16 protein-coding genes and 1 rRNA gene are annotated in these 21468 nt (G+C 46.3%); 10 read left to right on the top strand and 7 right to left on the bottom strand.

The features are described 5' to 3' along the window. Positions 1-9: 9 nt before the first annotated feature. Genes EO95_RS11580 through EO95_RS11570 form a run of 3 tightly spaced genes read right to left on the bottom strand, consistent with a single transcriptional unit; the run spans position 10 to position 3888 of the window. Positions 10-1728, bottom strand: coding sequence for a WD40 repeat domain-containing protein (locus tag EO95_RS11580; protein ID WP_048134840.1), 1719 nt, complete (start codon positions 1726-1728; stop codon positions 10-12). A gap of 4 nt (positions 1729-1732) precedes the next feature. After that, positions 1733-3238 carry a WD40 repeat domain-containing protein gene (locus EO95_RS11575; RefSeq protein WP_048134839.1) on the bottom strand — a complete coding sequence of 502 codons (1506 nt, stop codon included), beginning with the start codon at positions 3236-3238 and terminating at the stop codon, positions 1733-1735. 56 nt (positions 3239-3294) lie between these two features. Then, positions 3295-3888 (bottom strand): hypothetical protein, encoded by a 594-nt coding sequence (locus EO95_RS11570; RefSeq protein ID WP_048134838.1) that lies wholly within the window; start codon positions 3886-3888, stop codon positions 3295-3297. Positions 3889-4303: 415 nt separating this feature from the next. Between EO95_RS11570 and EO95_RS11565 the strand changes: the two genes are divergently transcribed. The 8 genes from EO95_RS11565 to phoU all read left to right on the top strand — a co-directional run bounded on the left by EO95_RS11565 (position 4304) and on the right by phoU (position 15804). Next, complete coding sequence (locus tag EO95_RS11565; RefSeq protein WP_235282986.1) at positions 4304-5998, top strand: S-layer protein domain-containing protein; 1695 nt, start codon at positions 4304-4306, stop codon at positions 5996-5998. Positions 5999-6020: 22 nt separating this feature from the next. After that, positions 6021-8159 (top strand): putative cobaltochelatase, encoded by a 2139-nt coding sequence (locus EO95_RS11560; RefSeq protein ID WP_048134836.1) that lies wholly within the window; start codon positions 6021-6023, stop codon positions 8157-8159. A gap of 124 nt (positions 8160-8283) precedes the next feature. Continuing rightward, complete coding sequence (locus EO95_RS11555) at positions 8284-11091, top strand: DNA-directed DNA polymerase (RefSeq protein WP_048134835.1); 2808 nt, start codon at positions 8284-8286, stop codon at positions 11089-11091. 577 nt (positions 11092-11668) lie between these two features. Beyond that, entirely contained in the window at positions 11669-12538 is an 870-nt protein-coding gene (locus EO95_RS11550) for a PstS family phosphate ABC transporter substrate-binding protein (protein WP_048134834.1), read from the top strand. A gap of 29 nt (positions 12539-12567) precedes the next feature. Continuing rightward, complete coding sequence (pstC, locus tag EO95_RS11545) at positions 12568-13458, top strand: phosphate ABC transporter permease subunit PstC (protein ID WP_048134833.1); 891 nt, start codon at positions 12568-12570, stop codon at positions 13456-13458. 2 nt (positions 13459-13460) lie between these two features. Beyond that, positions 13461-14318 carry a phosphate ABC transporter permease PstA gene (gene pstA, locus EO95_RS11540; protein ID WP_082106023.1) on the top strand — a complete coding sequence of 286 codons (858 nt, stop codon included), beginning with the start codon at positions 13461-13463 and terminating at the stop codon, positions 14316-14318. Positions 14319-14371: 53 nt separating this feature from the next. After that, positions 14372-15148, top strand: a complete 777-nt coding sequence (gene pstB / locus EO95_RS11535) for a phosphate ABC transporter ATP-binding protein PstB (protein WP_048134832.1) — start codon at positions 14372-14374, stop codon at positions 15146-15148. A gap of 5 nt (positions 15149-15153) precedes the next feature. Next, a complete protein-coding gene (gene phoU / locus EO95_RS11530; RefSeq protein ID WP_048134846.1) occupies positions 15154-15804 on the top strand; it encodes a phosphate signaling complex protein PhoU in 651 nt (216 codons plus the stop codon). Here phoU and EO95_RS18495 read toward each other — a convergent pair. Continuing rightward, on the bottom strand, positions 15796-15921 hold the full coding sequence (locus EO95_RS18495; protein ID WP_255350193.1) for a hypothetical protein: 126 nt from the start codon (positions 15919-15921) through the stop codon (positions 15796-15798). The genes phoU and EO95_RS18495 overlap by 9 nt on opposite strands. 109 nt (positions 15922-16030) lie before the next feature. Between EO95_RS18495 and EO95_RS11525 the strand changes: the two genes are divergently transcribed. Then, entirely contained in the window at positions 16031-17428 is a 1398-nt protein-coding gene (locus EO95_RS11525) for a dihydroorotase (protein ID WP_048134831.1), read from the top strand. 38 nt (positions 17429-17466) lie between these two features. Here the strand turns inward: EO95_RS11525 and EO95_RS11520 are convergent, their stop codons facing one another. The 3 genes from EO95_RS11520 to eif1A are packed head-to-tail and all read right to left on the bottom strand — an operon-like array spanning position 17467 to position 19137. Continuing rightward, entirely contained in the window at positions 17467-18015 is a 549-nt protein-coding gene (locus EO95_RS11520; RefSeq protein ID WP_048134830.1) for a KH domain-containing protein, read from the bottom strand. Then, positions 18012-18794 carry a serine protein kinase RIO gene (locus EO95_RS11515; protein WP_048134829.1) on the bottom strand — a complete coding sequence of 261 codons (783 nt, stop codon included), beginning with the start codon at positions 18792-18794 and terminating at the stop codon, positions 18012-18014. The genes EO95_RS11520 and EO95_RS11515 overlap by 4 nt, the downstream gene beginning before the upstream one ends. 7 nt (positions 18795-18801) lie before the next feature. Then, positions 18802-19137: a translation initiation factor eIF-1A gene (gene eif1A, locus EO95_RS11510; protein ID WP_082106022.1), complete on the bottom strand. Its 336-nt coding sequence runs from the start codon at positions 19135-19137 to the stop codon at positions 18802-18804. Between the two features lie 839 nt (positions 19138-19976). Between eif1A and EO95_RS11505 the strand changes: the two genes are divergently transcribed. Further along, positions 19977-21454, top strand: a 16S ribosomal RNA gene (locus EO95_RS11505). Positions 21455-21468: the final 14 nt, after the last annotated feature.

Below are 21468 nucleotides of genomic sequence, written 5' to 3'. Positions count from 1 at the left end.
TTTTCCTCCTCATGTCAGGATATGCACTCTATATTCTCCGAGCACTGTGCCGTCATCAAGCCTTGCAGGGGCTTCTAAGGCTGCGATATACCTTCCATCAGAAGAGATGTCAGCAGATACCGTAATTCCTTCGGTTCCGTAAATCTGGCTGAGCCTGGAACTTGCACCTCCGCTTTTTGAGACGTCAAAGACATAGACCCCGTGAACGCTTCTGTCCTCGGTTACCAGGTTCTGGGCAAGGGGGATCACAAGATAGCGGTCATTCCGTGCACATTCCCCTGCATAGCCGTCAAGTCTCCATTTCCACAGCAGATTGCCGTCATAATCATAGGCAAAGAGGCTGTTCCCGCTGGGGTGTTCAAAAGGAGCATCCTTATTTTTATCTTTGGAGAAAGTGCTCCCGATTGAAAAGATCAGGGTGTCGTTGACGATGTAAGCATAATTCGCACTGCCGTAGATGGGTACTCCACTTACGACTATCGGGGTTGAGATGTTCTGCTGCCACGTAATCTCAGGAACCCCTGTCTCAATGATCCGGGAATTATTGAATAAAAAGGCCCGGCCATCACTTGTCATTGTTATTATCTGTTCCCCGTCAGGAGTAATCTGTGTGCTGTACCAGATTGCAGAATAGTCAAAGAACGGTTCAACTGGTGGGATTTTGTAGCTCCAGTACTCTTCTCCCGTATTTCCTTTCAGGACATGCACGGTCCCATCTTGCCATTTATCTGCCTTTGTAAAACAGGTGGTGCCAAAAGCGGCGTATTCTCCGTCAGGAGTGGCATCAATCCATGTAACCCCCGAGTCCATGAGTTCGGATTCGGGGAATTTCCAGCGCAGGTTGCCTTCAGGGTCAAAGGAATAAACCCTTCCGAGGTACTTGTATTTCTCACCTATATAGCCGCAGGCCCTGCTGGCAGCGACATAAATATTCCCGTTCGAATCAAGTTTTATCTTTTTCATTGCAGGCATGTACTTGAGGTCTGAACCCAGGTCCTCACTTGCCCCAAATTTCCAGATTTCGGTACCGTTAAGGTCAAAACAATAGATCAAAGCATCCGGGCTCTCTTCTCCTACAATAAGGCGCTTGCTGTCCTCTGAAAACTCTATGTCCGCGATTCTCGCATCCGATATCCCTTTAACAAGCTGCTTTTCCCATACTTTATCACCTGTTGCAAGCTCTATAAGTTTCAGAGAACCTCCATGAGTTCCAATGGCAAGATAACTATTGTCAGGAGAGAATTTCGTTACACCTTTTATATTCGTGGAGGTTTTTTCGATGGGTCCGGGAGTTACATCCTCAAGCTCTATGGTGTACTCCTCTTTCAAAGCCGGTTTTTCAGGAGCATAGACCTCCAGAGCACCGGATGTCCCCAAACCCGTTATCACCTCAAACCTGTACCGGGTTTCAGGGTTCCAGTCAAAAGCTGCAAAGGCCTGATCTTCGGTTTTTTCAATCTCCAGAGAAGCCACCGGGTTGTTGTCCGAAGAAATCCTTATCTCTGAGATATCCACCTCATTTTTCAGGGTTAGCAGGGCTCCGGTCCTTGAGAAAACTACCGAGTCTATGGGTACCCCGGATTCGGAATTACTTATTTCCTGCGTATCCTGTATCCCTGATCCCGAAGCCTGGACCGATCCGCTGCTGCCGGGCTCCTGGTTTTTTTCAGCACATCCTGCAGTCATTAAAGCCAGTATAAGCAGGGCTATCAAAAGTTTCCATTTCATTTTCTCACCTGACAATTATTAACCTGTGTTTTCCGGTTACATCCCCATTTTCGAGCTGCAGAGGGACTTCAACTGCGGCTACGGTGCAGTCCGAAGAAATTGCAGCATCCGCAACAACCCCTTCGGTATTGAAGGTCCAGAGCAGCTTTGAATTCCCATTCCCGGATTTCCGGTTCCCAAAGGCATGGACCCCATGGACCTGAGTATTGCCTGAGGACGTATCTTTTCCGACTGGCAGGACAAAGAACCTCATATCCGGAGAGAAGAAGATCCCTGCACAGCGTCCTCCCAGGCTATAAGCCCAGGAAACTTCTCCTGTTTCTGCATCGCATGATATGAGGGAATTTTCAAGGGGGTGTGCCATGGGGATTTTATCGGGGTAGTAGGCAGGAAGTGTAGCTCCTGTAAGGTAGAGCACCTCATTTTCGGCAGCAATTTTTGCATTTTCGCCATAAGTATAGATGACACTTCCTTCAAGCTCCTCCGGAGTTGTCACATTGGACTGCCATTCATCGGAGTACCACTCTGATTCGCCGTCTCCTGGCCTTTTCATCTCAGAGTCATAAAAAAGGTATTTTCTTCCGTCCCCTGTATAGGCCGTTACCCTGGACCCGTCATCCGAAACATCAAGTCCGTGCCAGATGGCCGTAGAAACAAAATAAGGCATGAAAGGCGGAATTTCGTATTTCCAGCGGAGATTTCCGCTTTCATCCACAGAGTAGACGACTGCCTCCGTTTCAAGGGAATTTGTCCAGTCCCCTGTTGAAAAAACCACATTTTTCCCATCCAGGCTTGAATCAATCCAGTTAACACTCCGGGCGTAATTTTCTGCCGCCGGGAGTTTCCAGGCAAGAGTGCCTTCGGGGCTGAACCTGTATACCCTTGAAGCAAGTCCGTATCGGGAATCTTTCCAGTATCTGCCTGCCGCAATGTACACAGCATCATCAGCAGCCGTTATCCTGTATATGCAGGGCTGGTATTTCGGATTGGGGTTGGTCCCCAGATCATCTGCAGTCCTGTATGTCCGGATCTCCTCGCCTGTGCCGGTATCCAGGGAATATATGTAGCCCTCAGCACTTCTCTCCCCCGCGAGCAGGTACTTTCCGTCTTTTGAGAATGCGAGATCTGAAATGTTTCCTTTGAGGGCTTTTTTCCAGAGCACCTTTTTTTCCGGCACGTCAATAACTGTAAGGTTCGAGCCTGTCCCTACAGCCACATATTTCCCATCCGGGGCATACCTTACACAGTCCTGGACACCCGACCTTCCTTCCAGAATATTCTCCGGGGTCACATCTCCAAGCTCATACTCCCAGTAAAGATATGGTGAAGCTTTTTCATGAGGCGTTATATTTGCCTGATTCGGCTCGCTGCTTGCACTCTCTCCCACGTTTTCGTCAGCTTCATCTGAAGATATGGACTCGGAAGACATTACATCGGAAGATATGCATCCTGAACAGACTAAAAAAACAAGTGTAAATATGAGCATCAACGCAAAACTACTTTTTTTCATTTTCAGGCTCCTCTGGTTTTCAGGCTCCTCTGGTTTTCAGGCTCCTTTGATTCATTTTATGATTGGCCGTAAATCTTCAGGTCTGATATTTTCAAAACGTTCCTGTACCGGGTACTGTTGTCTCCAAGACCTGCACTTACGCTTAAAACCTTAATATTTTCAGCAGGACCGCAGTATCTGGTATAATCCTCAAAGAGATCTCTTTCAACCAGACTCATAGGAATCCCTGCGATTACAACAGAAGGAGAAAAACGCCGCCGGTTTTCCTTATCCCGGTAATAATCCCCCTCTGATTGTGGATTCATGCTCCCTGCAGCAACATAGTAAATTGACTTATGGTCGCTGAATGTGATCTTTAACCATAGGCTAAAGTTGTCCAGATCTTCGCCATTCCAGTTCCAGGAAATTTTTCCCGGAGACAGGCTTACATCTTTATTCCACACACCTTCTCCGGTCAGGGAAGGGTTTTGAGTATCAAGATAAAGTTCGTTGCCTTTGCAGCTGAGAAAGTCTCCTTCAAGGTTGCATTCATCATCGAAATTTTCCTCGTATGCTATCTTTTCAGCAGACGTGGTTTGAAAATACAATATTGCCAGAACTGCAAGAAGCAGGAACATAAATCCCCAAACGGTATTTCTTCCTGGCTGCATGAACTTTATTCATTGTCTAATAGTTAATAAGTATTTCGAAATAAATTTATATTTTACAAATATAGTTATACTTTTTTACAAGATGTGGTTACTAATTAGGACGAATTTTAAAAATTATATTTTCAAAAAATAAATTAAAAATTTTCGCAGTAATCAAAGAATATCACTTTTTGAGTATGTTGCTTTGATTTTTCGATATCCTCCGTCTGTATGAAGAATCTGTCTCTCAAATGCAAAATACTGCAAAGTCAAAAATGTATTGTGTTTGTTTATCTTTTTCACAGGAGTCTAAGTTGTTTTGTGCCATTTAAAAGCGAAAGGGTTATTTAGTACTATTAATGTCCTATTTCTTATGACTTATATTGATAATAATAATAATATTTTACAAATCTTGCGTGTGTCTTTTTTTCTATTAATGCTTTTATGTATCATTATTCCTGCTGAATGTGCTATTGAACAGCGAGGGCCACTCGTAAGTATTGCAGGGGGAGATCATCACATTCTCAATGGAGAAAACTGCCCCGGGTTTTATTATTCAACCACTTCCGGAACATACTATGAGTCACTGGAACTTTCTTTTTCAGAGGACGGATTTATTGAAACAGGAGATGCGGTCTATACTTCAAAAATCAGTTCCGGTTCGACTGCTTTTTTCGGGAAGAAATATAAGGTTCTTGAGGATGGGCTGCTTAGCGAAAGCCTGGTGAGCTACGGAAGCCGTGATCTTCAACAGGGTAATGATTTTGATCTTGGAAATGGCTATAAACTGGTGCTTCAGGGGATAAATGGGGATTATGCCCTGCTTGAGTTTCAGAAAAATTTTGTCCCTATTACTACGGAATCCGTAGAAGAAGGATCAAAATTTAACTTCAAGACACGGATAGAAGGCACAGAATATGTGATTCTGGAAGGAACTCTGGACAAGGTTCTTGATAGTAAGGACCCCGTTGTGCGCCTTACAAGCGTAAACCGGTATTCAGATACGCCTCTCAAGGTCGAAACAGGAGATGAATATGGCAAGTTCGAAGTCACTGCGGTTACGAGTAAATATATTGAGTTGAAAAACAGAATGCCTATCAGGTTGCAGTTCGGAGATTATGTTTCCATCCTTGATGACCTGATCGATTTCAGGGTTGCTGATAATGTGTATCGGGCATGTTCTTACAACATGACCAGGGATACTATCAAATCGTATAAGATCAGGGGCACATCCCTGGCTGTAAACCGCTCAGATTCCTCTCCTGATTCCTGCACCTGGACAGCTGATTCTTTTGGTATGCTTTTTTACGATCCTGAGTACAATCTCAGTACAGAAAGCCTTGAACTTTCCCTTGATGCCGGAAATGATTGGATCCCTGAAGGGGGTCTGGTTTATGAATCCCTGCCTGTTAAGGTCGCGTATAAAAACCCGGAGATGAGGGATTACGGGGAAGACTGGTTTAATGAAGGATATTCCGTGCTTGGCTGGAACGGTGGAAAATGTGCATCTCTCGGTAGTGACCGTGGTATTGTAAATATCCTTCTGGATGAGGATGAGAAACTCCTCCATCCGGGCGAAGAATATGACCTGAAAGAAGGGTATACCCTGAAAGTCACCGATCTGGATTCTGATAATGCCTGTCTGACTGTTTTCAGGAACAACCTCCCGGTTTATTCAAGCATAATTTCTCCCGGTAAGTCGGCAGATCTGGGTACTCACACCCTTCTCTACACAAAGGAGCTAAATGGGGTTGAAGTGCCTCTCTTTTCGGTATATGTTGACAGCGTCATACAGGGAGAGGAACTCTCTGCTGTTAATCTGAAATACCTTCTGCATTTTTCTGACAGCCCACTTGGACTGGATTATGGGAAGGAGTTCGGAGAGCTTACTGTTGTTGAGACCTATCCGAAAATCAGGCTCGAAAATAAACATGCTGTCTGGGCTGGTTCGGAAATCGAGGTAACGGAAGAAATCCGGATTGGCCGGTTTGAAAAGAAGACCTCAGGGAATCTCTACGTGACCTTTTACCCTTTCATGAACAGGGTGGAAAATGTGGAATCCATTCTTCCTTCTTCCACTCTCCTGTCCATACCTGTCATGAGTATTGAAGAATACCTGGTCGGAATCTGATACAATTTCTTGAGGTGAAACCATGAGGGACCACAACATCACGATCTACCCTTTTTCCGCTATAGTCGGGCAGGAAAAAATGAAAAAAGCCCTGGTCTTAAATCTTATCAACCCTAAAGTGGGAGGGGTGCTGATCAGGGGGGAAAAAGGAACTGCCAAATCAACTGCAGTCCGGGCGCTTGCCAATCTCCTGCCTGAAATCGAGGTGGTTGAAGGCTGCAAGTTCAAATGCAATCCTAATAATAGAAACGAACTGTGTGAAGAGTGCCTTGAAAAACTAAAAGCAGGGACCCTGAGAATTTCTCCGGTAAAAATGAAAGTTGCGGACCTGCCTGTAAGTGCCACTGAAGACCGGGTTGTCGGGACCCTTGATATCGAACATGCTATCAAAACCGGGGAAAAGCGCTTTGAGCCCGGAGTGCTTGCAATGGCCCACAGGGGCATCCTGTATGTGGATGAGATTAACCTTCTCGATGACCACCTTGTAGATGTGCTCCTGGACTCTGCGGCAATGGGGGTAAACACTATTGAAAGAGAGGGGATCTCCTACTCCCATCCTGCTAACTTTGTGCTTGTAGGTACCATGAACCCGGAAGAAGGGGAACTGCGGCCGCAGTTGCTGGACCGGTTTGGTTTATGTGTGGATATAAAAGGCATCAGTGACGTGTCCCGGAGAGTTGAACTTATAAAATACAGGCTCAGTTATGAGGCAGACCCTGAAGCTTTTGCAGCAAACTGGCTGGCTTCCGAAACCGAGCTTTGCGGGCAGATTCTTCTGGCGCAGAAACTACTTTCCGATGTCAGGATTTCAGATGACCTGCTTGAATTGATCAGCCAGATCTGTATTGACATGGGAGTGGACGGGCACAGGGCAGACCTCACCATGATGAAGACCTCACTCACGCTTGCAGCTTTTTACGGAAGAACTGAAGTAACCGAGGAAGATGTCCGGGAGGCTGCAGGGCTTACTCTTTCTCACCGCATGCGCAGAAAGCCTTTTGATAATCAACCCGAAAAACAGGATAAACTGGACGACATTATTGAGAAACATAAGGAAAAGCAGAAGGAAAAACTGAAAAATCAAGACGAAAATCCAAAAAATCAGGATGAAAAACAGAAAAATCAAGACGAAAAACCGAAAAACGATGACCGCAAAGAGAAAGATAAGCACGAGCAGCAAAATAAAGAATCGAATGAAGATCCGGATCAGCAGCACAAACAAGCTGAAGGTCATCACCAGGAAAAGCCCGAAGATCAGAATGCAGAGCGACCGAATGCTTCTTCGGAAACCACTTTTGAAATAGGGGAAAACTATCAGGTAAAACAATTGTCTCCTGAATTTCGCAGAGCCCAGCGAAACGGATCCGGCAGGCGCAGCAAGACCCTTACCCGGTCTAAAAAAGGCAGGTATATAAAAAGTTCAATTCCTCATGAAAAAACCACGGACCTTGCTTTTGATGCCACCTTAAGGGCAGCTGCTCCCTTCCAGCTTACGCGGGAAAAGAATGGCAATTCCGTAGCAATTCATGAATCCGATTTCAGGGAAAAAACACGGGAGAAAAAAATAGGCAACCTTGTACTCTTTGTGGTTGATGCCAGCGGTTCTATGGGAGCTCGCCAGCGAATGGTTGCTTCCAAAGGGGCAGTCCTTTCAATGCTTATGGACGCCTACCAGAAACGCGACAAAGTGGGACTTATCGCTTTTAAAGGGGATAGTGCGGAACTGTTGCTGCCTCCTACATCCAGTATAGAACTGGCTCAAAAGTATTTGCAGGAAATGCCTACGGGTGGAAAGACGCCTCTTTCGCAAGGCCTTGTAAAAGGGTATGAGGTCATAAAAACCGAACTCCTGCGTGATCCCGATACCTGTCCTTTTATGGTTCTGATCTCTGACGGCAGGGCCAATGTCAGTATGAATGGAGAATCTCCTCTCCAGGAAACAAAAACAGTAGCTTCCCGGTTAAGAGATGAAGGCATACAATCTGCTGTAATCGACACGGAAAACAGCATGATAAAATTCGGGCTTGCACAGCAGATTTCTACAGCCCTTGGAGCCACATACCTGACCCTTGAAAATTTAAAGTCAGATTCTATAGTCAATGCGGTTCGAGCTTCAGCTCCTTTTGATCTCCGGTCACCTTCAGGTGATTTTTCAGTTTGAGTCCTTTTTTTCAGTTTGAGTCCTTTTTGATTGCCTATTTTCGGACCTGACAACCTTTTTCAAAATAGGGTTTTATTTCTCCAAAATACAACAAAAGCTATATGTCTATCTAAAGCTGTAAACCATGCCTATGGATTTTCAGATCTTGGATGCAGATTACCAAATCGTCAATGACAGCGGGCCTGTCATCCGCCTCTTTGGCAGGGGAGCGGACGGAAAAAGTGTATGCTGCTTTGTCCCGGATTTTGAGCCTTACTTTTATCTCAAGGCCTCTGGAGACCTGCACGCTGTAGCAAGGCTTATAAAAGATACATTTGAGCAGGTCAAAAAGGTCGAAATTGTCGAAAAATTTGAACCTGTCGGATACCAGAAAACAAAGAAAGAAATGCTCAGGATTACTACCCGCCTGCCAAGGGATGTGCCTGAGATAAGGGACGAGATTCTGAAGATCCGGGATGTTTTGAGAGCCGAAGGTGACTGGCAGATTTATGAAAGTGATATTCTCTTCAGAAACCGTTTTTTAATTGACAGGAACCTTGGAGGCATGGTCTGGGTCTCTGCAGAAGGGCAGCCAGTAGACCCCCCTCGATACTTCAGGACAGGTTCTGCAGGCAGTTCCCACTGCGAAAACTTTGCATGTGATTCGTCAATCCTTGCATCCGGGTTAAAGAGGGTTGAAAGCCTGGCCCTTGCTCCTTTGAAGTATCTCTCTTTTGATATTGAGTGCCTGCCCCTTGACGGAGGGATGCCTTCTCCTGACGTCTCCCCCATAATCATGATCAGCTTTTCCTTCGAGCCCGAATATAAAGGGCATAAAACCCTTATTCTGCTGGCAAAACCTGCTGAAGGTATGGACGGGGATGTTATTCCATGCAGGGACGAAACCGAGATGTTAAACCGGTTTTTTGAGATTCTTTGTGAATATGACCCTGACATTGTTGCAGGGTATAACCACCAGGACTTCGATATTCCTTATATCACGGACAGGGTCAAAGCCCTTTCTGCAAAAGGGGAAGTGATCAATCCGGTTGTTGGCAGGGACGGCAGCCAGATAGGTTATAGAAGGTTCGGGCTCATTACCCGGACTGAACTGAAAGGAAGGGTGGTTGTGGATGCCCTTCCTCTTATAAGGAGAGCTTTCAGCCTGAAGCAGTATACCCTGAGAGTCGTTTCAAAAGAACTCCTGAACCGTGAAAAACTTGATGTTGCTCCGATGGAGATGGAAGAGTACTGGAATGATTCCGGGGATAAATTCCGAAAATTTGTTGATTATTCACGCAGGGACTCCGAGCTTGCCCTGGAGCTTGTCCTTGAGCTGAGGCTCCTTGATAAATACATTGCTCTTGCCCAGGTAAGCGGGTGTCTGCTCCAGGAGATTGTTGACGGAGGCCAGACTTCCATGGTTGAGACTCTTCTCCTCAGGGAATTCGGGCTGAAGGACAGGGTTATTCTTCCAAAACCAGGGGACGAGCTTTCGTCTGAAAGGTACGATATGAGTTCGGACCTGAAAGGTGGAGAGGTACTGGAACCGAAGAAGGGCCTTCTGGAAAATGTGCTGATCCTTGACTACAAGTCTCTTTATCCGACCATCATGATGGCTCACAACCTGTGTTACACAACTGTTGTGACTCGAGACAGGCCTGATGGGATAACTATCACGCCTCCTTCGGGGGGAGAATTCGTGCCTCCTGAAGTATTCAGAGGTATTGTGCCTTCCATTCTTGAAGACCTGCTTAACCAGAGGGGAGAGACAAAGAAAAGGATGAAGCGGGCTTCGGATGAAAACGAGTATCGTGTGCTTGATGCCACCCAGCTCGCCCTGAAAATCCTGCTGAACAGTTTTTACGGCTATTCGGGGTATGCCCGGGCAAGGCTCTACAGCCTGACGCTTGCAAACGCCGTAACCAGTTTTGGAAGAAGTAATATCCTGAATACACGGGACCTTATCAACAATACTATAGGAAAAATCGTTCTCAGAGGTTCGGCAGCTTTACTTCTCGAAGAAGCAGGGGAACTTTCCTCTCAGGACAGAATTGTCGAACTGTCAGTTGCTTATGGGGATACGGACAGTGTTTTTGTGCACTGCAGTTCAGGAGGAGATATCTCCCTTGAAGATGTCAGTCTTGTAGGGAACCGGCTTTCAGAGATTGTTTCGGCTTCTCTGCCTGACCCGATGGAGCTCGAGTTCGAATCTGTTGCAAAACGCGCCCTTCTCATTGCAAAGAAACGCTATGCTCTCTGGCTGTTTGAGCCCAAAAATTCCGGATGGGAAGACAAAATCAAGGTCAAAGGCATGGAAACCGTGCGCAGGGACTGGTGCGAACTGACTTCAATAACTCTTAACAGGGTTCTTGAGCTTGTGCTTATAGAGGGCGATGTTGACCAGGCTGTAGAACACGTCCGTAAGGTGGTCAACGATGTCAGAAACCTTGACCCTAGAAAAGATGCCGAGCTTATTGAAAAGCTTGTCCTGACCCGGACCCTTACCCGGAAAACTGAAAGCTACAAAAACAAGCAGCCACACCTGACCGTTGTAGAAAATCTGAGGAAGCGGACCGGGGTCATGCCTTCGATAGGGACAAGGATTCCTTTTGTTATCATCGCAGGAAAAGGCCTCTTTGTTGAGCGGGCCGAGGATCCCGACTATGTTAGGGAGCGAAATGTGCCTATAGATGTGGATTACTATATTAAGAAGCAGATCCTGCCCCCTGTGGAACGCATTCTGGGGGTTTTCGGAGTCAAAATGTCTTCCCTTGACTTTGATTCAAAGCAGAAAGGCCTCTTTGATTTTGAAGTGAAGAGACCTGAAGTGAAAAAGCAGGAAAAAGAAAAAGTCTCCTCTCAAAAGGAGACCGAAGAGATAGTACAGGAAGAGAAAATCCAGTGTCCGGAAAACGGGCGTGCAGAGCAGCGTTCCCTGTTCGATTTCTGACGCCCGAATTGCGCCTCGCCCGAATTGCGCCTCGCCCGAATTGCGACTCGGGAGTACGCGGTCCGTTTCACTCGCTTCGCTCGCTCAAGCAGACTAATTTATAGTTTATCGCAGTGAGCTTCTCTCAAGAGGACTGAATTACAAATATCTCTGATCCATACAACTTTATTCATTATACCGGGTCGTTCTTGCCACGCTCGACGCACGGCTCGGGGTTAAGGAAAATATCTATCTGGCTGACAGGCCGTCCCAAGCGCCGTGGTATCTGACCCTTTACCATACATTCTGGCCCTCTGTTTTATGTCCTGCTTTTTTATCGGGTATTATGTCCTGTTTTTTTTATCGGGTATTTGGCAACATGTTTTGAAGGTTATGACTGTGGTATTATATTTCTTTTATATCTTTACTATATAGTAAAACAGTTTAATTGATACTTATTTTTTATATATACTACAATACATTATATGTGGCGAATATTTATATATCTCTCTCCTTTTATAATCAATTATACTGGAACTAACTTTAATAACTATAGATTGATGATTTATCCTCATTTGTTTTATGGAGTATGTGTAACATGGCGAATAAATTCAAAGCATACACAATCCTCACATTACTGGTGATCGGGCTTGTGTTTCTGGGAATTGGATGTACCGGGAATGAAAATGGTGAAGGCTCTTCCTCGGTTCAGGATATTTCTCTGAAAGGTTCAGACACAGTTCTTCCCCTTGCTCAGGCTGAAGCTGAAGAATTTATGACTGAATTTCCTGAAAAGAGTGTGACAGTTACCGGGGGCGGGTCCGGAGTTGGGATTGCTGCGCTCATTGATGGAGGGGTGGACATTGCTACTGCATCCAGAGAAATGAAAGCTGATGAAATCGAAGCTGCTAAAGCAAATGGCATCAATCCGGTGGAGCACACTATTGCCATTGATGGCATTTCAGTGGTTGTAAACTCCAATAATCCTGTTTCTGAACTTACCTTTGACCAGCTACGCGGCATCTACAACGGGAGCATCAGCAACTGGAAGGATGTTGGTGGCGAGGACAGGCCTATTGTGGTGATTTCTAGAGACAGCAGTTCCGGAACTTATGAATATTTCAAGGAAGCCGTGTTGCTTGGGGACGAGTTCCGGCCTGATGCCCTTACCCAGCCTGCAACAGGGGGAATTGTGGGCGAGGTCACTCAGAACTCCAATGCAATCGGATACATAGGCGTTGCATACCTCGATGAGAGTGTAAAGGCCCTGAGCCTGGATGGTGGAAACGGCTCTGAATACCCAAGCTCTGAAAACATAATCAGTGGTGCATACCCACTTTCAAGGCCTCTCTACTTCTATACCAACGGGGAGCCCTCGGGCCTCACAAAGGAATTCATCGACTATGTGATGAGTGAGGACGGGCAGAGCCTGGTGCTTGAAGTCGGGTACTTCCCGATAAACCAGTAAAATCTGAAAAACAATTTCAAGGGAATAATATGCTCAACAGAAAATATAAGGAAAAAACGATCGAATCGGTGCTTTTCTCAGTAAGCGCCCTTACTGTCGTCATCCTTTTCCTTATATGCCTCTTTTTATTCAGGGACGGTTTACTTCTTTTTAAAGCTACGTCTCTTCTGGACTTTCTTACAGGGAAGTTCTGGTACCCGACATCCGTAAACAGGCAGTTCGGGTTATTGCCTCTGTTTTTCGGTTCACTTCTTGTTACTGCCGGAGCAATTCTTTTTGCTGTGCCTCTGGGGATTGCTTCTGCAATCTATATTTCCGAGATTGCGCACCCAAAGGTTGCGGATTTCCTTAAGCCCTTTATCGAGATCCTGGCAGGTATTCCTTCGGTTGTATTCGGGTTCTTCGGGCTTGTTGTACTGGTCCCGTTTGTGCGGACTGCCTTTAACCTGCCTACGGGACAAACTGCTCTCACAGGCTCGATTATGCTCGGGATTATGGCGCTTCCCACGATAATTACTATTTCAGAGGATGCCATCAGTTCTGTTCCCAGCACTCTCAAGCAAGGTTCGCTTGCTCTTGGGGCCACAAGATGGCAGACTATATACAAGGTCATAATCCCTGCAGCCCTTTCCGGAATTTCCGCAGCTGTAATGCTCGGCATAGGGAGAGCTATAGGGGAGACAATGACTGTCATGATGGTAACCGGAAATACTGCAATAATTCCTTCTTTTCCCGGAGGCATTCTGGACCCTGTGAGGACAATGACTGCCACAATCGCACTTGAGATGGGGGAGGTTCCCCAGGGAAGTACTCACTTTCATGCCCTCTTTGCGGTTGGGTCTGTACTTTTCATCATAACTTTCCTGATCAACCTGATTGCGGATTCAATTAAAAAGCGATACAGGTTCAAGGTGGACTGAGCATGGGATTGAATGCAAGAACAAGTGAAAAAATTGCCTTTGCACTGCTCAGGCTTGCAACACTGATGGTAGCAGGGTTTGTGCTGATCATCCTTGCCTATATTGTTTACAATGGGTACAGTGTAATTAGCATTGAGTTCCTTACCGAGATGCCCAGAAGGATGATGACGCAAGGTGGGATCTATCCTGCAATTGTGGGCACTTTAACTCTTATCCTCGGGTCAATGGCTGTGGCTCTTCCCATGGGGATTCTGGCTGCCATCTACCTCAACGAGTACGCAGGAGAAACCCGAACTACCTGGCTTATAGAAATGGCAATTAATAATCTTGCAGGAACTCCATCTGTGGTGTTCGGGCTTTTCGGGCTGGCACTGTTTGTTAAATACTTTGGGTTTGGCCCTTCTATACTTTCGGCCTCTCTCACCCTTTCTCTCCTGATCATCCCGGTGATTATCCGTTCCAGCCAGGAAGCCCTGATTACAGTCCCTAAAGAGTACCGGGAATCCTCTCTTGCGCTTGGGATCAGCAAATGGCAGACCATAAGGCATGTGGTCCTGCCGGCAGCTATTCCGGGAATTGTTACAGGTTCCATCCTGAGTATTGGAAGGGTTGCAGGGGAAACGGCTCCTATTCTTCTTACGGGCGCAGCTTACTACCTGCCAAGGTTGCCTGACTCGATCTATTCCCAGTTCATGGCCCTTCCCTACCATCTCTTCGTGCTGGCTACCGCCGGGACAAACATTGCCCAAACCAGGCCCCTTCAGTATGGGACGGCTCTGGTCCTGTTGATGATTGTGCTGGGCTTAAACCTTATAGCGGTTCTGATCCGCAGGCATTACAGGCAAAAATTGAAAATTTGATTTAAGTTTTGTTAATAACGTATCAGGGTTTATATGATAATTGAGGTCCATAAATGACTGAAGCTGTTCAAAACGTAGCTCCGCCCCAGATAGAAGTAGAAAACCTTAATCTGTGGTACGGGGAAAAGCAGGCCCTTAAGAATATCTCCATGCATATCCCCAAAAACAGCGTAACCGCTCTTATAGGCCCTTCCGGTTGCGGAAAGTCTACCTTCATCCGGTGTTTTAACAGGATGAACGATCTTATCAAAAACTGCAGGGTCGAAGGTAAAATCTCGATTGAAGGCAAGGATATCTATGGAACAGGCGTGGATGTTGTTGACCTCCGGAAACGTGTTGGAATGGTTTTCCAGAAGCCCAATCCTTTCCCAATGTCCATTTACGACAACATCGCATACGGGCCGCGTATTCATGGTATAACTAAGAAAGATCTGGATGGAGTTGTCGAGGGTGCCCTTCGTTCGGCTGCCATCTGGGATGAGACCTCAGACCGGCTCAAGTCTCCTGCCCTTTCCTTGAGTGGGGGGCAGCAGCAAAGGCTTTGTATTGCCAGGACTCTGGCAGTAAAGCCCGAAATCATTCTTTTCGATGAGCCCTGCAGTGCTCTCGATCCTATTTCAACATCAAGGATCGAAGAACTGATCATTAACCTTAAAAAAGATTATACGATAGTAATTGTAACTCATAATATGCAACAAGCGGCAAGGATTTCGGACTACACGGGCTTTTTCCTAATGGGTGAACTGATTGAGTTCGGTCAGACAAGGCAGATTTTTCAAAATCCTATGGAACAAAGCACTGAGGATTATATTACTGGTAGGTTTGGGTGATTAATATGGTTCGAGAACGATATCTAAGGCAGCTGGACCTGCTCAAGGAGTCCGTACTTTCTCTCGGGGAAATGTCTGAACTGATTTTTCACGACTCCATGGAGGCGGTTATAGACCTCAATGTCGAGCTTGCCAAAAAGACGCTTGCTCTTGAGCCGGAAGCAGATAAACTTGAGGAAGGAATCGAGGTTTCGATTTTTGACCTGCTTGCGCTTCAGCAGCCCATGGCCAGCGACCTCAGGCTTGTTGTGTCGGCGCTTAAGATGGCGGCAGACCTTAGAAGGGTCGTGGGGCTTTCAATCAATATTGCCAAAATTCCCGGAAAAATCGAAGGTGGGCATGTGAAACCGCTCATCGACACCAAAAGAATGGCAGATATTACCGCAGATATGATTGCAAATTCCATCAAAGCTTTCGAGACGCGGGACCCTGAACTTGCAAGAGCGACAGCCGCCCGGGATGAAGAGGTCGATCAGATCTTTTATGCAGTCTGGGTAGAGTTAATAGAAATGATGGCTAAAGACCCAGGTATTATTTCCAAAGCCACACATTTGCTCTTCCTGATCCGCTACCTGGAAAGGATTGCAGACCACTGCTGCAACATCTGTGAGAGTGTTGTCTATCTTACGACGGCTGAACGCATTAAGTTAAACTGAAACGGCTTTCTGGCTGTTTTCCTTTATTTTTTCTTTTCCTTTTCTCCTCTGCATCTTTTTTCTTTCCTCCTCTCCTCTGCATCTTTTTTCGTTTCTGTCATTTTTGTTTTCTCTCATTTTTCTCCTTTTACTCAAGTTTTTATTTTTTCGCCCCTTCTTCTCTCTTATTTCTCAATCTTTCAGTGATGTACATGTTTTAAGTATGTTTATAAGCATATAGACGCCCATGCCTGATATTCATATCAAAAATACGAGGATTTATTATAATAATTCTCTTCAGTCTGCCGAAATCCTTATTGAGAACGGCAAAATCACTAAAATCGGAAAGGACTTCAGGGTTTCAAGTTCGGACATGGTAATAGATGCAGGGGGTGCACTTACCCTGCCTGCCGGAATTGACGTGCATGTCCATTTCAGGGAACCTGGCATGACTCTAAAGGAAAACTGGTACACAGGGTCATGCTCTGCAGCTGCCGGGGGTATTGCCACTGTTATTGATCAGCCAAACACCATACCTCCTACAACAGACAGGCGCACTTTTGAACAAAAGCTCAAACTTGCCCGGAACAAGTCAATTGTTGACTTCGGGATTAACGGCGGGGTTACGGGAAACATAGAGAAGCTCAAAGAACTCTGGAGGCTGGGAGTCACGGCTTTCGGGGAAATCTTCATGGCTGAGTCTACAGGCGGGCTAAACATCAATGAAGAAACATTTGAAGAAGCCCTGGCTGAGATCAAACGCCTCGGAGCCCTTGCTACAATCCATGCCGAGGATGAAAAGATGCGCCTTGAAATGGAACAGTTGTTGAAAGATGATGTTTCTTATGAGTACCATTCAAGGGTACGCCCAAACGAATGCGAGGCATCGGCTGTCAAGAGTGCTCTTGAACTCATTTCCAAACTCCAGGTCAGGGCACATTTCTGTCATCTAAGTACGCTTGAAGCTGTGGGAATGATCCGAAAAGAGAAATATCTTGCAAAAAGAGAAAACAAAACATCCCTTTTTACATGTGAGGTTGCTCCCCATCATCTGTTTCTCTCTACGAAGGATTGGGAGAGGCTCAGGTCTTTTGGAAAAATGAACCCTCCTCTGAGGGGAAGCCACAGCATCAAAGCGCTTGTAAATGGGCTGAATGACGGGACTATTGACATGGTGGCGTCAGACCATGCTCCACACCTTGAGTCTGAAAAGGATGTCGATATCAGGGTAGCTCCTTCCGGGGTGCCTGGGGTTGAAACCCTTATGCCTCTCATGCTTGCCGCGGTCAGAAAAAATATCCTGCCCCTTTCACAGATGATTATGGTAACAAGCAGAAACCCGGCAAAGGCTTTCGGGCTGGATCTTCAGGGAAAAGGCCGGCTTGAAGTGGGGTTTGATGCAGATCTCATTATTGTAGATCCACGCAACCTTCAACCCATAAAAGCTGAAATGCTGCACAGTAAAGCTGGCTGGACGCCTTTTGAAGGAATGGACGCGGTCTTTCCGCAATATACACTCTCCAGAGGCGAGGTAATCTGGATAGAAGAGTCCATTAATGCAAAGCAGGGAAGGGGTAAGTTCCTTGAAGGCGGCGGAACAAGGTTAGAAGAAGATGATGAAGAAAACTCTGAAGAGGCCGGATAAGATTGAGCTTCCGGAACTCTCCATTTTTTAACACTTTTTTAGTAATATTCAATTGAGTCCAGCTGGGAATGTAATAGCTCCTGATGCTTCTTTTCAAGGAACTTATATACCGCGCCGTGTGTAGCTCCGTCAAGCAGCATTTTTATGGCTGTTCGGATTATGGTGTTCTGTTCAGGGTATCCGAGTATGGATACGGTTTTTCCGTATACTGATATCTTGACATTTATCAGGCTTTCCGCAAGCTCTCTGGTTCGTCCACCTCTTCCTATAATCCTGCCTTTTACGCGCTGGAGCTCTTTTGGAGTGGTGGCGACGTCGGATAGGTCAATGATCTCAAGCATTAACATGTCATCTTCAAGGATTCCAAGGGCTTTTTCGGGACTAAAACCTCTTCCTATAGCTTTGAGGGTTTCAAGAATCCTGAATTCTTTCAATGGATCTTCCTCGCAGGTAATATCGATTTTTCCGCTGTCGCTGTCTATGTCCAGTTGACAAGCGGTTTTGTCCTCGATAAATTTCTTTGTTTCTCCTTTAGGACCAATAATTGCTCCGATTCGCTCTTTGGGAATTTTAAGATACTGAGTCATGTTGTTTCCGCCTGTATTTTTGAAAGCAGTTCTTCAGGTTTGTCTGTTATTCCATAGCGGCTGAAGAACCTGAGTATATTTTGCACGTCTCTGTAGAGAAACTCTCTGGCATTAGGGTGTTCTAGGGTCACAGACTGCCCCATGTCGATGAAAACCGGGGTCTTATCTGCCGGATCAATGAGGATATTGTATTCACTCAGGTCGGCATGGACGAGATTCGCTTCTTTATGGAGGAGGCGCATATATTCGACGATTCTGTCATAAACAAGCTTTGCTTCCTCGTTTTTCAGGTGCGTGTTCTTCAATAGGGGATAGGGCACCTTTTCTTCTCCCATGAACTCCATAATCAGAATATTTTTCTCCGCAACCAATGGCTCAGGCACTCGTATTCCTGCGCTCTTTGCACGTTTCAGGTTCTGGAATTCCTTGCGTGTCCATGCGAAAATGATGTCTCGCCTGTTATTTCTAATGTTTGTGAAGCGAGGGTCTTTCATAATATAGGCATCCATCGCCTTGAAAGTGCTGCTGGCCATTCTGTATATCTTTATTGCCAGTTCTCTTTCCTCACCTTCTGCATAGAAAACATTTGCTTCCTTTCCGGTACTGATGGCGCCCCCCAGCGCCTTTATTATGCCCTTATTGGAAAGGGTATAAAGGACTTTTAGGGTGGGCACGTCGAATACATTTTCTTCCACCTTCAGCCTGGCGGAGTCTTTCTCCCTAGCACGCGCTTTATCTTTGGCGCTGTCAAGGCGCCTTATTTTCTCGTCCTGGTCCATTACTATGTTATCCTTTCAGGTACCCTTTTCTCTCGAGCCAGTCTACCTGTGGCCTTGTGTATTTCCATATAACGTCTGCCTTTTCGTTCTGAAATTCCCATGGCACAACGATGACAACATCTCCCTCTCTAATCCAGGTTTTCTTTTTCATCGAACCCGGAATTCTCCCCATACGGATGACTCCATCTATGCAACGGAGCTTAAGACGGTTTGCACCAAGGAGACTTTCAACGGTTGCCAGAATCTCGTTATTTTCCTTGCGCGGAGTACGTATTCTTGTTACCGTCTCTTCCGTGCTGGGATTGGCTTTTGATATAGGTTTCTTTAAGTCTGCCAGTGTGATACCTCGTTATATGTAGTTTGCAATTATATTATTTTTTTATTTTTATACCCTTAAATATTCTATATCTCTTTTTTTGGGCTTTAAGGTTATTCATCGTGCCGCTTCCAACTTCCTGTTGTTATTTTAATGCTGCGCTTTTCTGCTTTCTTTTTGTTCCTTCTTATTATTATTTTTTTTCATGTGGTGTGTATGGCGACAGGTATATATACCGGATACATGGTTGTATGTCTCACACGTAAAACAAGCGTGCACCGCTCTTGAATTATTAATTCCAGGGTGGGATTCAGGAACTGAAAAAAACAAAATTTCATTATATGTTATGTTTGTTTTTCTATACAATGTTGCCTGAATGAAAATCTTTATATACTACAACTCATGTATGTATGTTTCCAGTGCCAGCATGAATATTGTTGTGTTGGTTGGTTCTCTCATAGTCATGTGGTTTGATATTTCGTCTTTTTCAAAAGAGAAATACAATGCTTTATATACTATGAGCGTGTACATATATCTCTCTCTCTGGCGTGGACCTCAAAATCCCGCGAGAAAGTTTTCTCATAGTAATCTGGCGAAGGTTCTTCCTGTCAAGGGGGGAATTCGATACCTTTAAATACTATGAGTGAGTAACTATAATTTCCTGCATCATAAATGCAGCAATTACTACTCATTATTAATTTGGTGGGGACAGGAGTTATTTTTTCTGTCTGACGAGGATTTGTCGGTTCGGTTAATTCTGGGTGATAGATGTTTCAACATCTATCGCGAAATGAACTAACTGAATTGCTAGTTGTTAGTGCAAGTTTCTGCGACCAAGACCTTTAAGGAACAAAGTGTGTATAACAATTCTGGTTGATCCTGCCAGAGGTTACTGCTATCGGTGTTCGCCTAAGCCATGCGAGTCATATGTTCTTCGTGAACATGGCGTACTGCTCAGTAACACGTGGATAACCTGCCCTTGGGACCGGCATAACCCCGGGAAACTGGGGATAATTCCGGATACCGCATATATGCTGGAATGCTTTATGCGTAAAATGGATTCGTCTGCCCAAGGATGGGTCTGCGGCCTATCAGGTAGTAGTGGGTGTAATGTACCTACTAGCCAACGACGGGTACGGGTTGTGAGAGCAAGAGCCCGGAGATGGATTCTGAGACATGAATCCAGGCCCTACGGGGCGCAGCAGGCGCGAAAACTTTACAATGCGGGAAACCGTGATAAGGGGACACCGAGTGCCAGCAACATTTGCTGGCTGTCCAGGTGTGTAAACTACACCTGTTAGCAAGGGCCGGGCAAGACCGGTGCCAGCCGCCGCGGTAACACCGGCGGCCCGAGTGGTGATCGTGATTATTGGGTCTAAAGGGTCCGTAGCCGGTTTGGTCAGTCCTCCGGGAAATCTGACGGCTTAACCGTTAGGCTTTCGGGGGATACTGCCAGGCTTGGAACCGGGAGAGGTAAGAGGTACTACAGGGGTAGGAGTGAAATCTTGTAATCCCTGTGGGACCACCTGTGGCGAAGGCGTCTTACCAGAACGGGTTCGACGGTGAGGGACGAAAGCTGGGGGCACGAACCGGATTAGATACCCGGGTAGTCCCAGCCGTAAACGATGCTCGCTAGGTGTCAGGCATGGCGCGACCGTGTCTGGTGCCGCAGGGAAGCCGTGAAGCGAGCCACCTGGGAAGTACGGCCGCAAGGCTGAAACTTAAAGGAATTGGCGGGGGAGCACAACAACGGGTGGAGCCTGCGGTTTAATTGGACTCAACGCCGGACAACTCACCGGGGGCGACAGCAATATGTAGGCCAAGCTGAAGACTTTGCCTGAATCGCTGAGAGGAGGTGCATGGCCGTCGCCAGTTCGTACTGTGAAGCATCCTGTTAAGTCAGGCAACGAGCGAGACCCGTGCCCACTGTTACCAGCATGTCCTCCGGGACGATGGGTACTCTGTGGGGACCGCCGGTGTTAAATCGGAGGAAGGTGCGGGCCACGGTAGGTCAGTATGCCCCGAATCTCCCGGGCTACACGCGGGCTACAATGGATGGGACAATGGGTCCCTACCCCGAAAGGGGTTGGCAATCTCACAAACCCATTCGTAGTTCGGATCGAGGGCTGTAACTCGCCCTCGTGAAGCTGGAATCCGTAGTAATCGCGTTTCAATATAGCGCGGTGAATACGTCCCTGCTCCTTGCACACACCGCCCGTCAAACCACCCGAGTGAGGTATGGGTGAGGGCACGGACTCTGTGCCGTGTTCGAACCTGAATTTCGCAAGGGGGGTTAAGTCGTAACAAGGTAGCCGTAGGGGAATCTGCGGCTGGATCACCTCCTAAGCATAAAAACAC

It is taken from the genome of Methanosarcina sp. 1.H.T.1A.1 (assembly GCF_000979295.1).
GTDB lineage: Archaea > Halobacteriota > Methanosarcinia > Methanosarcinales > Methanosarcinaceae > Methanosarcina.
Note: the sequence above shows the minus strand (reverse complement) of the source record. Positions and strands in the feature narration are given on the sequence as shown.